The sequence below is a fragment of the Xenorhabdus bharatensis genome, from assembly GCF_037996705.1.
GTDB lineage: Bacteria > Pseudomonadota > Gammaproteobacteria > Enterobacterales > Enterobacteriaceae > Xenorhabdus > Xenorhabdus bharatensis.
In genome coordinates this window covers 21,571-34,644 of the sequence record NZ_JBBMXG010000009.1, presented here as the reverse complement: position 1 = coordinate 34,644, position 13,074 = coordinate 21,571, and the positions used below count along the sequence as shown (strand labels likewise).

General features: G+C 45.2%; 12 protein-coding genes and 1 tRNA gene. 10 read left to right on the top strand and 3 right to left on the bottom strand.

What is annotated here, in order from left to right; genetic code table 11:
* Positions 1-55: 55 nt before the first annotated feature.
* A complete protein-coding gene (locus tag AAC855_RS10120; RefSeq protein WP_340609427.1) occupies positions 56-778 on the top strand; it encodes a type 1 glutamine amidotransferase in 723 nt (240 codons plus the stop codon).
* An 83-nt stretch (positions 779-861) separates the two neighbouring features.
* On the opposite strand, the gene AAC855_RS10115 is transcribed toward AAC855_RS10120, so the two are convergent.
* Together AAC855_RS10115 and ygfZ are read right to left on the bottom strand one after the other, a co-directional pair.
* A complete protein-coding gene (locus AAC855_RS10115; RefSeq protein WP_340609426.1) occupies positions 862-1,470 on the bottom strand; it encodes an HD domain-containing protein in 609 nt (202 codons plus the stop codon).
* Between the two features lie 15 nt (positions 1,471-1,485).
* Positions 1,486-2,484: a tRNA-modifying protein YgfZ gene (gene ygfZ / locus AAC855_RS10110; RefSeq protein WP_340609425.1), complete on the bottom strand. Its 999-nt coding sequence runs from the start codon at positions 2,482-2,484 to the stop codon at positions 1,486-1,488.
* A gap of 394 nt (positions 2,485-2,878) precedes the next feature.
* On the opposite strand from ygfZ, the gene sdhE reads away from it, so the two are divergent.
* Positions 2,879-3,145, top strand: coding sequence for an FAD assembly factor SdhE (gene sdhE / locus AAC855_RS10105; RefSeq protein WP_099111378.1), 267 nt, complete (start codon positions 2,879-2,881; stop codon positions 3,143-3,145).
* Positions 3,126-3,566 carry a protein YgfX gene (locus tag AAC855_RS10100; RefSeq protein WP_340609424.1) on the top strand — a complete coding sequence of 147 codons (441 nt, stop codon included), beginning with the start codon at positions 3,126-3,128 and terminating at the stop codon, positions 3,564-3,566. The genes sdhE and AAC855_RS10100 overlap by 20 nt, the downstream gene beginning before the upstream one ends.
* Positions 3,567-3,649: 83 nt before the next feature.
* On the opposite strand, the gene fldB is transcribed toward AAC855_RS10100, so the two are convergent.
* Complete coding sequence (gene fldB / locus AAC855_RS10095; protein WP_340609423.1) at positions 3,650-4,168, bottom strand: flavodoxin FldB; 519 nt, start codon at positions 4,166-4,168, stop codon at positions 3,650-3,652.
* Between the two features lie 157 nt (positions 4,169-4,325).
* Between fldB and xerD the strand changes: the two genes are divergently transcribed.
* From xerD to AAC855_RS10060, 7 genes are all read left to right on the top strand, one after another.
* On the top strand, positions 4,326-5,216 hold the full coding sequence (gene xerD, locus AAC855_RS10090) for a site-specific tyrosine recombinase XerD (RefSeq protein ID WP_340609575.1): 891 nt from the start codon (positions 4,326-4,328) through the stop codon (positions 5,214-5,216).
* 74 nt (positions 5,217-5,290) lie between these two features.
* A complete protein-coding gene (gene dsbC, locus AAC855_RS10085) occupies positions 5,291-5,992 on the top strand; it encodes a bifunctional protein-disulfide isomerase/oxidoreductase DsbC (protein ID WP_340609422.1) in 702 nt (233 codons plus the stop codon).
* An 83-nt stretch (positions 5,993-6,075) separates the two neighbouring features.
* Positions 6,076-7,809, top strand: a complete 1,734-nt coding sequence (recJ, locus tag AAC855_RS10080) for a single-stranded-DNA-specific exonuclease RecJ (protein WP_340609421.1) — start codon at positions 6,076-6,078, stop codon at positions 7,807-7,809.
* Between the two features lie 213 nt (positions 7,810-8,022).
* Positions 8,023-9,121, top strand: a protein-coding gene (gene prfB, locus AAC855_RS10075) for a peptide chain release factor 2 (protein ID WP_228863307.1) whose coding sequence is annotated in 2 segments (ribosomal slippage) — positions 8,023-8,097 and positions 8,099-9,121 — 1,098 coding nt in all. Because the reading frame shifts where the segments join, the coding sequence is not laid out codon by codon here.
* 9 nt (positions 9,122-9,130) lie between these two features.
* Entirely contained in the window at positions 9,131-10,645 is a 1,515-nt protein-coding gene (gene lysS / locus AAC855_RS10070; RefSeq protein ID WP_340609420.1) for a lysine--tRNA ligase, read from the top strand.
* 171 nt (positions 10,646-10,816) lie between these two features.
* Positions 10,817-10,890: transfer RNA gene (locus tag AAC855_RS10065), tRNA-Gly, on the top strand.
* 89 nt (positions 10,891-10,979) lie between these two features.
* The gene (locus AAC855_RS10060) at positions 10,980-12,932 is read left to right on the top strand and encodes a DUF6538 domain-containing protein (protein ID WP_340609419.1); all 1,953 of its coding nucleotides are present in this window, start codon (positions 10,980-10,982) and stop codon (positions 12,930-12,932) included.
* The last annotated feature ends 142 nt before the right edge of the window (positions 12,933-13,074 follow it).

Here is a 13,074-nt window from a genome sequence, read left to right as displayed (position 1 = left end):
ATACTGCTTTTTTAGATTTACAAAAAAGAGTTTCATTTTTTAAGGCAATAACGTAATGCGGATCCATTTTGTTGTACATGAGTATTTTGAAGCACCGGGAGCCTATGAAGACTGGGCTAAGGCGAGGGAATACCAAACCACATTTTCACGGGTTTATCTTGGAGAGAAGTTACCGGATTCACTTGATGATATTGATTTCCTGATAGTGATGGGAGGGCCGCAAAGCCCGGCAACTACAATGGCTGAGTGCCCGCATTTTGATGCAGCATCAGAAAAACAGCTTATTTTAAACGCCATTTCATCAGGTAAAGCCGTTATTGGTGTTTGTCTTGGTGCGCAATTAATCGGCGCAGCACTGGGCGTAGCCTTTGAAAATAGTCCTGAAAAAGAAATTGGCAAGTATCCAATTATGCTCACTGAAGAGGGCTTGAAAAATAACAAATTCAGCCATTTTGGTGAAATGATTAAAGTAGGACATTGGCATGGCGACATGCCGGGTTTAACTCCTGATGCAAAAATTATTGCCTTTAGTGAAGGTTGCCCCAGACAGATTATTGAATATCAAAATCTGGTTTATGCTTTCCAGTGCCATATGGAGTTGACCACCGAGGTGGTTGAGTTACTTATCCAAAACTCGGAAAAAGAACTGAGTAAAGCGAATGAATATAAATTTGTTCAGACACCGGAAATATTGCGTACTCATGATTATAGTGAAATGCATAATAAATTATTTGTTTTTCTCGATAAGCTGACTGAACAATATTTAATGATGAATTAATACAGATAAAAAATATCATTTATAAAATTGCACCGCATATAGCGGTGCAATCGAAGCGTCTACTTTATTGTTATTATAAACAATTATTCTTTGAACCAGCCTTTCTCTCTGGCGGCTTCCAACTGTGGCAGTAAATATTTCCAGAATTCAGGATAACTCTCAGAAATGAAGCTGAGTAAATTAAAAGCCTGCTCAAAACGAATGCCGTTTTCTACCCAGCTTTGACCGTTGTTATGCAGGTTCATCAACACCGGCATAACTCTATCGAGCATTTTAGCAAAGCAGGCTTCCGGTGTTTCTCCATCTTCGTATTCGTGCCAAAGTGCCAGAAAATGATCTCTCTGCGATTCCGGCAATAAACCGAAAATACGTTTAGCAGCCTGTATCTCCTGATCGCGGATGGCTTCACGAGCTGCCAAGTCAAACGCGATAACATCCCCTGCATCGATTTCGACAATATCGTGGATCAGTGCCATCTGGATGACACGGCTGATATTTACATTGCCGGCATAGGGAGCAAAACTGATAACTGCCAGTGCAAAGTGCCAGCTATGCTCCGCAGAGTTTTCATGACGCTCATTATTCAGGATCTTTGTTTTGCGGTATACATTTTTTAACTTGTCCAGTTCCATAATAAAGGAAATGACATCGGTAAATGGCCCAAAATCAACAGCGGTTACAGTTTTTGACATAAAAGACCTCAATTATTATTTTTCTTCCAATGAATAGGGTAGTGCTTGTATAGAGAGGGAAGACTGTTCATCCTCACGAACGCGGAATACACTGCCTGCCTCCATATCATTATTCATGACGGTTTGTATCCAGACTGAATCATCGGCTAATCTGGCCGAAGCGAGAACGGTGCCAGTCCGGCGCCACTTATCACCTAATTGCCACTCTAAATCATCACCAGCCACAGGCAGGGAAGAAGCGTTGCCAGCCAGCCAGTACATGGCCCGTTTATTAGCTCCGCGATATTTAGCCCGCGCAACCATTTCCTGACCGGTATAACAACCTTTCTGGAAATTGATACCGCCTTCAAGAGCCTGAAGATTGGTGGCCTGCGGAATAAATTGGGCACTGTTAGTTTCATCAATAACAGGGAACCCGGCTTCAATTTCCAGCGCCAGCCATTGTGGGCTATTGTTCATCTGTGCCTGAGACTTCTCTACTAACGTTTCTGTTAACTGAGCTGCGGTTGCGCTATCTGTTATGAGAAGAAAACGTTCTGTTGGAAGAGAGAAATGGAGAATGGTCGTTGTTTCATGCTGGATAACGGCTGTTTCTGTATCAGGTAGTACCGGAAAAAATGTTGCCAGTGCTTCCCTGCTTCCTGTACCTGCGATACCAAGCAAGATACTTTCTTCATCTTTGGCAAAGGTGACTTTAGAGAATACTGCATATTTTTTCAACTCAGCCAGTTGAGCATCCAATATGGAACGACGTCCTATATAGGCAAAACCTTCTCCACGATGGAACAGCCGCAGGTTACTCCACATCTTACCTTTAGCATCACAGTGTGCGCATAACACATGTTGGCTTGCATCCAGAGAATGAATATCCGCAGTGACCTGACCTTGCAGATATTTTCCGGCATCAGCTCCGGTTGCGGTCACTATTTCCCAATCATCAAGGGAAATTAATGTGAGTGGGAGCATTGCGGAAGGCGATGGAGATTGTGCAGAAAACGGAATTTGGTAAGCCATAACAGCTCCTGCCATAAGCTATCTGAGAAATACCATTAATGGTAAAAGAGATGAAGCTCAATGCAAAGGGGTTATTCCTGTTATTTTTGGTTGAATATTTATTGTTAACCTGTTGCGAAGCTTCTCGCATATTGTAGAGATAAAACAGAGGTCAGGGTTGCAAATAGTGAAAAACAGTACGGAATCGCTGATAATTATGCCTGAATGTGAAATTTTGCAATCGTGATCATTTTTGTAATAGCGGTAAACTTGTTAACCTTTCACTCTATTCTTACAGCCGTTGTTTTTTACACAGGCAACAGTAATTTCTTGTGGTAGTGGTTCTTTGCAGCAACCAAGTAAAGCCGTACCGCACCAATGGCACGAATGAAAATAATCAAGAGGCTTTTTAAACATGGATATTAACAATAAAGCGCGTATTCACTGGGCATGTCGTCGTGGAATGCGTGAACTGGATATTTCTATCATGCCATTTTTTGAATATGAATATGATTCCTTAAGTGATGATGAAAAACATATTTTTGTTCGTTTACTGGAATGTCCGGATCCTGATCTGTTCAACTGGCTGATGAATCATGGTCGTCCGGAAGATGAAGCGCTTTTCGGTATGGTGCAATTGATCCAAAGCAGAAATCAGGCTCGTGGCCCTGTGGAACAGTAAGCTGAGGTTATCCCGCCAGACGCGATGGTTCTCTTCCTGTGTACATGGAATGATTGCGCTGGCTGCTTTATTCGCACCGTGGCCCGCTAAAAACCTTTATTTCGGGTTTTCAGTGTTTGTTATCCCAATACTTGCCCTGATTATGGTGAGTTGGGTACGAAGCCAGAAAAATATTCAACAGTGTCAGGGGCAATTGATACTGTTGAAGGGCAATAAAGTACATTGGCAAAATGTAAGGTGGGAAATGACTCAGCCGCCGTGGTTTAGCCGTTATGGCATGGTGCTTTCACTGTGCGCACTTGAGCAACCAGAAGGTTTTCGTCATAAGCCTGCTGTTCGGCTATGGGTGGCATCAGACAGTATGCCACCGCACATGTGGCGTTATTTCAACCAGCTAATGCGCCAATATCCTGACACATAGCCAATACACATAGCCAATAAAGAATAACCGCTCTTATTACTCAGTTCTTATACCCCGTACTTATATACAGTGTACTCTGGGTATTAAAATAGCGCTTCCATCTCTGCCAATATCTGCATACACCACTGGCTCAGACGTTCGTCGGTTTCTTCAAACTGGTTCACATCATCCAGAGCAAGGCCGACAAACTGTTTACCATCATCAGTCAGTGGTTTTGGGCTGGTGAATTCATAGCCTTCAGTTGGCCAGAAACCAATAAACTGTGCGCCAGTAGGCAGCAGATGGTGATACAGTATTCCCAGCGCATCCAGAAACCATTCACTGTAATCAATTTGATCACCCATACCATACATAGCAACAATTTTGCCTGATAAATCCAGTGATGGAAGTTGATCCCAAATAGCCAGCCAGTCTTCCTGTATTTCACCGAAATCCCATGTAGGCATACCGAGAATTAAGACGGAATATTCTTCCATCAATTGAGGGTCACAATCTTTGACGTTATGCAGGTCAATCAGATCTTCACCAAGAATATCGCGTATTTTTTCTGCTACCATTTCAGTGTAGCAAGTGGTAGAACCGTAAAATAGACCAATTTTCATCGTTAATTATCAGTGAATTTTTAATATCAGAAGAGGCATTGTAACAGAAGAATTGCTTTTTCAGGCATAATAGCTGACCGGAAGGCACAGATACAAAGGAGGGCTTGTGCCCAAAAAAAATGACTTATCAAAAAATGATGTACCGGAACAAAGCCCGCTGCCTGATCCTCTGATAGAGCAATTTTTGGATGCGATTTGGTTGGAAAAGGATCTGGCAGAAAATACACTTGCATCTTATCGGCTGGATTTACAGTGCCTAAATAACTGGTTGGTTCATGGGGGCTATAATTTACTCTCTGTACAGTCGATTGAATTACAATCATTTTTGGCTGAACGGGTAGATGGCGGTTATAAAGCCAGTAGTTCAGCGCGTTTGTTAAGTGCAATGCGCAGATTATTTCAGTATCTTTATCGTGAAAAAATGCGGGCGGATGATCCTACTGTACTTTTATCTGCGCCTAAATTACCTAAGCGCTTGCCGAAAGATTTAAGCGAGAAACAGGTCGAAAATTTGCTGAATACGCCTTCAAGTGATCAGCCGATAGAATTACGCGATAAGGCAATGCTTGAAGTGCTTTATGCTTGTGGTTTACGGGTATCTGAGTTAGTCGGGCTGACATTATCAGATGTGAGTTTGCGTCAGGGCGTTGTCAGAATAGTGGGGAAAGGGAATAAAGAAAGGTTAGTTCCTTTAGGCGAAGAAGCGCTGTACTGGCTGGAACAATATCTTGAATATGGACGTCCGTGGCTGCTGAATGGCATAGTATCCGATGTATTTTTTCCCAGTAAACGCGGGACACAGATGACGCGCCAGACTTTCTGGCACCGGATCAAGCATTATGCGGTATTGGCTGGCATTGATTCGGAACGTTTATCCCCCCACGTTTTACGTCATGCGTTTGCAACACATTTAATTAATCATGGCGCTGACTTACGGGTTGTGCAGATGTTACTGGGCCACAGTGATCTCTCCACAACGCAGATTTATACTCACGTGGCAACTGAGCGTCTCAAGGTGCTGCACCAACAACATCATCCTCGCGGATAACTCATTTATCAATAACGGCTCAACGGAAGTTATTTGTGGATAAATTGCGAAACAGGATGAAAAAGGAACAAAAAATGAAAAAGATTGCGTTTTGTCTTTCCTTAATACTTACTGCTTTTACCGGTAATGTATTTGCTGATAATAGTATGATTAATCAGTCATTATCAAATATGGGTCTCAAAGCAGAAAGTATTAGTCCATCAGGGATTGCTGGTGTGAGTAGTGTTTTGACTCAGCATGGAACGATTTATATCTCTAACGATGGTCACTATATGTTTCAGGGCCCGCTTTACGACATCAGCAGCAAAATTCCAAAGCAAGTTGTCAATAAATCTCTGGTAGAAAAACTGGAAGCTCTGAAAGGCCAGATGATAATTTATAAAGCACCGAAAGAAAAATATGTCGTCACGGTGTTTACGGATATCACTTGTGGTTATTGCCGCAAGCTGCATGAAAATATGAAGGAATATAATGACGAAGGAATTACGGTCCGGTATCTGGCATTCCCGCGTCACGGTCTGGAACACCAGTCTGCTAAAGATATGCAATCAATCTGGTGCAGTGCGAAAGCTAACACGGCACTGGATGCGGCTTTCAAAGGGGACAAAATTTCACCTATTGAGAGTTGTAAAAAAGATATCGCCAAGCATTACGAACTGGGCTTACAGTTTGGCATCAATGGAACGCCGGCAATTGTACTCAAAGACGGTACTCTGATTAGTGGTTTTTTACCGCCAAAAGATTTAGCTAAGGTATTAGCGCAGCATGGTGAATAATCACCAGAATATCTTGCTGTAAGCGAATAATACGCGGTGAATTAAACTCAGTAATCAATAAAATCCGGTGATGAATTAATCCAGTGAATAGAAAAACACAGCTCCGCCGCCGTCCAGCGGCGGATGATAGTCTCCTTCCTGATAGTATCCATCCACTATTACGCCGTCTTTATGTCACACGAGGCATACGTCAGGCTGATGAGTTAGAACGCGGTGCTAAAGGGCTACTCAATTATCAATCCCTCAGTGGCATTGACAGGGCTGTTTCTCTGCTTGTCGAGGCATTACAGCAACATTGGCGCATTGTTATTGTCGGTGATTTTGATGCTGACGGTGCGACCAGTACCGCATTAAGCATTCGGGCGTTACGTGCGATGGGATATCGTGATCTGGATTACTTTGTGCCTAATCGCTTTGAAGATGGCTATGGCTTAAGTGTGCAGGTTGTAAATGATGTCGTGAAAAAAGGCGCAGATCTGATTATCACCGTAGATAATGGGATCTCTTCCCATGATGGTGTTATGGTTGCACATCAGCATGGGCTTAAGGTGATCGTCACAGATCACCATTTGCCGGGAGAAACATTACCAACCGCAGATGCCATTGTTAACCCGAATCTGGCGGATTGCGCCTTCCCTTCAAAAGCGCTGGCTGGTGTTGGTGTAGCGTTTTATCTGATGTCAGCTCTTAGAGCCGAATTACGTAAAACGGCGTGGTTTGAGCAACAGGGTATTCCTCTGCCCAATCTGGCGGAACTGCTTGATCTGGTTGCGCTGGGAACAGTGGCTGATGTTGTTCCGCTTGATACCAATAATCGTATTTTGGTGTATCAGGGATTGAATCGGATCCGTGCCGGGCGTTGTTGTGCTGGTATCCGGGCATTGCTGGAAATTTCTAAACGGGAAGCAGCAAAATTATCAGCCAGTGATTTGGGATTCTCCCTTGGGCCACGGTTAAATGCCGCAGGACGGCTGGATGATATGTCCGTTGGCGTCACGCTGTTATTAACTGACGATATGGCTCAGGCCCGGCAGATTGCCTGTGAACTGGACGGCCTGAACCAGACTCGGCGTGAAATCGAACAGGGAATGCAGCAGGAAGCTTTGCAAATTTGTGACCAGATTGAGCGCACGCATACCGAATTGCCTTATGGTTTAGCTATTTATCATCCAGAGTGGCATCAGGGAGTGGTAGGCATTCTGGCATCACGCATTAAAGAACGCTTTCACCGTCCGGTTATTGCTTTTGCTCCTGCGGGAGACGGCACACTGAAAGGCTCAGGCCGTTCCATCAATGGGCTGCATATGCGTGATGCTCTTGAGCGCCTTGATACTCTATATCCCGGATTAATGCTGAAATTTGGTGGTCATGCAATGGCTGCCGGATTATCGTTGGAGCAGGATAAATTTGAATTGTTTCAGCACCATTTCTCTGCCTTGGTCGCTGAGTGGTTAGATATAACACAGCTGGAGGGGGTCGTCTGGAGCGATGGTGAGCTGACGCTGGGAGAATTATCACTGGAAATTGCAGAAGTTCTTCGGGATGGCGGCCCTTGGGGACAGGCATTTTCTGAGCCGTTATTTGACGGAAAATTCAGGCTGTTGCAACAACGTATTGTTGGCGAAAAACATCTGAAAGTCATGATTGAGCCATTAAGCGGAGGGCCCATGCTGGATGGCATTGCGTTTAACATTGACACCAAGTACTGGCCTGATAATAGCGTCAAAACGGTCGAATTGGCTTATAAACTCGATATTAACGAGTTTCGTGGTAATCGTGATGTTCAGCTTTTGATCCAGCACATCTGGCCTTGCTAAATAAGCCTGATTGACTGTTGAATTATATCGCCGAAATGAGAAGGTAAAGACAGGAACCATTGCCACATAATCAAATCTGATTATGTGGCAAATCAATTGAAATGCTATAAACCCTGTGCCAGATCCGTTACAATGCACGGTTCGACAATATCTATGGTCATCTTTCTATAAAAACCATCGTTTTTATAAACCACAACGTATAAGACACGAAATATGTTTGAAATTAATCCGGTAAAAAACCAGATTCAGAACCTGTCTGAGCGGACAGCAGTTCTGAGGGGGTATCTTTGACTATGATGCCAAGAAAGAACGTTTAGAAGAAGTTAATGCTGAATTAGAGCAGCCTGATGTCTGGAATGAGCCGGAGCGGGCACAGGCGTTAGGCAAAGAACGTTCATCACTGGAAGGCATCGTTGAAACGATTGATCAGCTTGAACAGGGACTGGAAGACGTGAGCGGCTTGCTGGAGCTGGCCGTTGAAGCTGATGATGAAGAGACTTTCAATGAAGCAATAGCTGAATTGGAACAACTGGAAGAAAAACTGGGTCAGCTTGAATTCCGCCGTATGTTCTCGGGCGAGTATGACAGTGCGAACTGTTATCTGGATCTACAGGCCGGCTCTGGTGGTACAGAAGCACAGGACTGGGCCAGTATGCTGATGCGTATGTATCTGCGCTGGGCAGATAGCAAGGGCTTCAAGACTGAAATTATCGAAGAATCTGATGGTGATGTAGCCGGTTTGAAATCCGCCACCATCAAAATCATCGGTGAGTATGCTTACGGTTGGCTGCGTACTGAAACAGGTGTACACCGCTTGGTACGTAAAAGCCCGTTTGATTCCGGTGGTCGTCGCCATACATCATTCAGCTCTGCCTTTATTTACCCTGAAGTTGATGATGATATTGATATTGAAATCAATCCTGCTGATTTGCGTATTGATGTATATCGAGCTTCTGGTGCTGGTGGTCAGCATGTCAACAAAACCGAATCTGCGGTGCGTATTACCCACGAACCGACAGGCATTGTCACTCAGTGTCAGAATGATCGTTCTCAGCATAAAAACAAAGATCAGGCGATGAAACAGTTGAAAGCCAAACTGTATGAGCTGGAAATGCAAAAGAAAAATGCTGATAAACAGGTAATGGAAGAGAACAAATCGGACATCGGCTGGGGTAGCCAAATCCGCTCTTATGTTTTAGATGATTCCCGCATTAAAGACTTGCGTACAGGTGTTGAAACCCGTAACACGCAATCGGTGCTGGATGGTGATTTGGACAAATTCATTGAAGCAAGCTTAAAAGCTGGCCTATGAGGAACTAAAATGTCGCAACAACAGCAGGGGGCTGAACAGGCTCCTGACTTAAATAACGAACTGAAAACACGCCGTGAGAAACTGGTTACACTGCGTAGCAACGGTATCGCATTCCCGAATGATTTTCGTCGTGAAAACATTTCTGAAGATCTGCATACAAAATACGATGATAAGACGCAGGAAGAGCTGGAAGCACTGAATGTTGAAGTCACTGTTGCTGGTCGTATGATGACCCGCCGTATCATGGGTAAGGCTTCTTTTGCGACCTTGCAGGATATGGGCGGTCGTATTCAGATCTACGTTTCTCGCGATGATCTGCCGGAAGGCATTTATAACGAGCAGTTCAAAAAATGGGATTTGGGTGACATTTTAGGCGCTCGCGGTAAGCTGTTTAAAACCAATACGGGTGAGCTTTCTATCCACTGTAGTGAATTGCGTTTGCTGACTAAAGCACTGCGTCCATTGCCGGATAAATTCCACGGTCTGGCGGATCAGGAAACGCGTTATCGTCAGCGTTATCTGGATCTGATCTCCAATGATGAATCGCGCAAGACATTCCAGATCCGCTCCCGCGTTATGGCTGCACTGCGTAATTTTATGGTCAGTAAAGATTTCATGGAAGTCGAAACGCCCATGATGCAGGCAATCCCGGGTGGAGCGAGTGCACGTCCATTCACTACTCACCACAATGCGTTGGATATCGACATGTATCTGCGTATTGCCCCAGAGCTTTACCTGAAACGTCTGGTAGTTGGTGGTTTTGAACGCGTGTTTGAGATCAACCGCAACTTCCGTAACGAAGGAATTTCTCCGCGTCATAACCCAGAGTTCACCATGATGGAACTCTACATGGCTTATGCGGATTATCAGGATCTGATCGTTCTGACGGAAGAACTGTTCCGTACCTTGACTCAGGATGTACTGGGAACGACTTTGGTCAAATACGGCGAACAAGAGTTCGATTTTGGCAAGCCTTTCATCAAAATGACCATGAAAGAAGCAATCTGCAAATATCGCCCGGAAACCAACATGGCAGATCTGGATGATATGGATAAAGCAGTAGTTATCGCTGAATCTATTGGTATTGAAATTGATAAAAGCTGGGGATTGGGGCGTATTCAGTGCGAAATCTTTGAAGAAACCGCAGAAAGTCACTTAATCCAGCCGACATTCATTACTGAATATCCGGCAGAAGTTTCTCCGTTGGCACGTCGTAATGATGATAATCCATTCATTACCGATCGTTTTGAATTCTTCATTGGCGGACGTGAAATTGGTAACGGTTTCTCCGAGCTGAACGATGCAGAAGATCAGGCCGAACGTTTTGCGGAGCAGGTTCGTCAGAAAGACGAAGGCGATGACGAAGCTATGTTCTACGATGATGACTACGTCACTGCACTGGAACACGGAATGCCACCAACAGCGGGTCTGGGCATCGGTATCGACCGTATGGTGATGTTGTTCACTGACAGCCACACCATCCGTGACGTGATCCTGTTCCCGGCTATGCGCCCGAATAAATAATCATTTTTTGATTAAATTGGCGATAAGCCCGGCCCAGTTAACTGAGCTGGGCTTATTTTTATCTAATAAGATTAATTGATGTAATAGGATGAAAATTTAGCTGTTTTTAATTGTTAAGCAGTTGCTGATATTCGATAAGAGGTATATATTTGATTGCGTCATATCGCTAATGCGGGTGTAGCTCAATGGTAGAGCAGAGGCTTCCCAAGCCTACGACGAGGGTTCGATTCCCTTCGCCCGCTCCAGAATTTCCCTAACGTATTAATTCTACTATCTTTTTCAAAACCATACGTGACGGCGCTCGTGATCCTCCTACAAAGGGGTCATACAGCCGATGGCGCAGCGTGATAATCTATATCGACGTCCAAGTGGTATCTATGTTCTGCGGATCACCGTTCCGGTTCGTTATCGCGCCCTGATAGGGCAGCGTGAAATTCATGCATCTACCCGCACAACCCACCTTGCAAATGCCAGAGCTATTGCCGCGCGTTTGCTGGAGAAGTGGTATGCGTCTCTGGAAGAGTTCAGGCAAGTGGATAAAGAGAAGATCAGGGGCAATGCCCCATTGTTGACTGGCGCTGGCAAAATCAGCCTGGCATTGTTTTGCGATTCATTTGGGGTTGGGGTTGAGACTGTCGTCCAGCATCTTCTGGCAGACAATGTGCCGCTGTATGCCCTTGTGTCGAACCAGCATGGCTTTCTGATTGATGATTTCAGCACTCTTGAGCGTGATCCTGATACGCATGGGTTCGTTTTGAATAACATTACGTATGACGGTGCTGAGGCTGCGGTGAACGGATATATGCAGCTTTACCAGCCTCAGTTTGCCCTTGTTGAATTGCTGAACGGGCGAGAGGTTGAGGTTACGGCATTCAGGGTTAATAACGGCAATCCTCTTTCCCTCTGGTTGTTGGATTTACCCGGGGTGACGCTGAATGCAAGTTCTTTGTTCATCAACAACGTGCAGGCTGAAAAACTGCGTAGCGCTTGGGATAAGGCGCTTACGAAATCGGAGCCAACATTAAGTGCTCTGCCATGCGCTCCGGTAGGTGTAACAACAGCGATTTCTGCTGCCGCTACTATCAACCCGTATTGTAATCCGATGCATGCAAGCATGACGGTTTCAGCAGTGCTGGAAGAGTTTCTGGCCTATAAAAATACAGGTGATATCAAGTTAGCCAGTGAGGGGAAAATTCGTTCCAGAATCGAGCACTTTACGGAGATTATGGGTGACATGTCCTTAGGTGAGCTGGATCGTGAGGTCGTGAAGGATTACGTCAGTAGAATGCAGAAAATGCCCGGCAATCTATATTTGATGCGGCGGAAATACAAGATTTCCGATACGCGAATGTTGATCGAAAAGGCTCTGGCTGATGGTCAGCCGGTAATGAGCCGAGATGCGATTGGCAGACATATTGAGTCACTGGGTTCGATGTTCAAATGGGCCAAGAAGGTGCGTTACCTGCTTGATAATCCAGCCGAGAATGTGCTCGCTCAGCGCCGCGTGATGGTGCGTGAGCAGGATCGCCGAGACCTCTTCACGGAGGATGAACTATTGCGTATTTTCTCTGCTGACTGGTTCAAAACTGGTGCAGGAAAACCTAACCAATACGGACGTTACACGAGCTTTCGCCCGTTTCACTACTGGTTGCCCCTACTGGCATTATATGTGGGCGGGCGCATCAATGAGCTTTGCCAGCTTTATCTGGCGGACATTCGTGTGGATAAAAACGGTGTTGCCTATATTGATTTTAATCTTGATGCACCGGATAAGATGATGGATGAAGAGGCGCTGGCTGGTGGCGATAAATCCTTGAAAACGGTGAATGCTATCCGTCAGGTTCCCCTACATCCACGACTGATCGAACTAGGGCTACTTGAGTATGTGGATGCGTTGAAAGCTGCCGGGTATGATCGTCTTTTCCCTGAGTTGAAGCATAACAAAATCAAAGGGTATCGTGCCGCCGCCTCAAAATGGTTTAACGAAAACTACTTTGGCAAAGTCCTCGGTTTTACCCGTGACGGTAAGAAAACGTTCCATTCGCTGCGGCATACTTTCATCAACGCCGTTGACAAGTATGAGACCAACGAACGCACGATTGCGCAGCTTGTTGGACATGTCCGGGGCAGCACTACTGCGATGACAACCTATCGTAAGGATGCTGATGTGGGAGAGCAATTGGGTGTGATTTCGCAGCTTCGCTACAGTTTGCCTGATATTGCGCAGTTCGACTCGCAAGCGGGTATCAAGGCGGTCTTCGACGCACGGCGCAGACATAAACCCTAGGATATGCCAAACGCGCCAGGAATCCCGCTGGCGCGTTTTTATCATGGGTAGTAGAAAATCACTGTTAGGAGTCTGCGGCGCGCTCTCGGTGCGACTGGTGAAGCTTAACGAGATGAGCAAACTAAACCACGTATTTTTTATC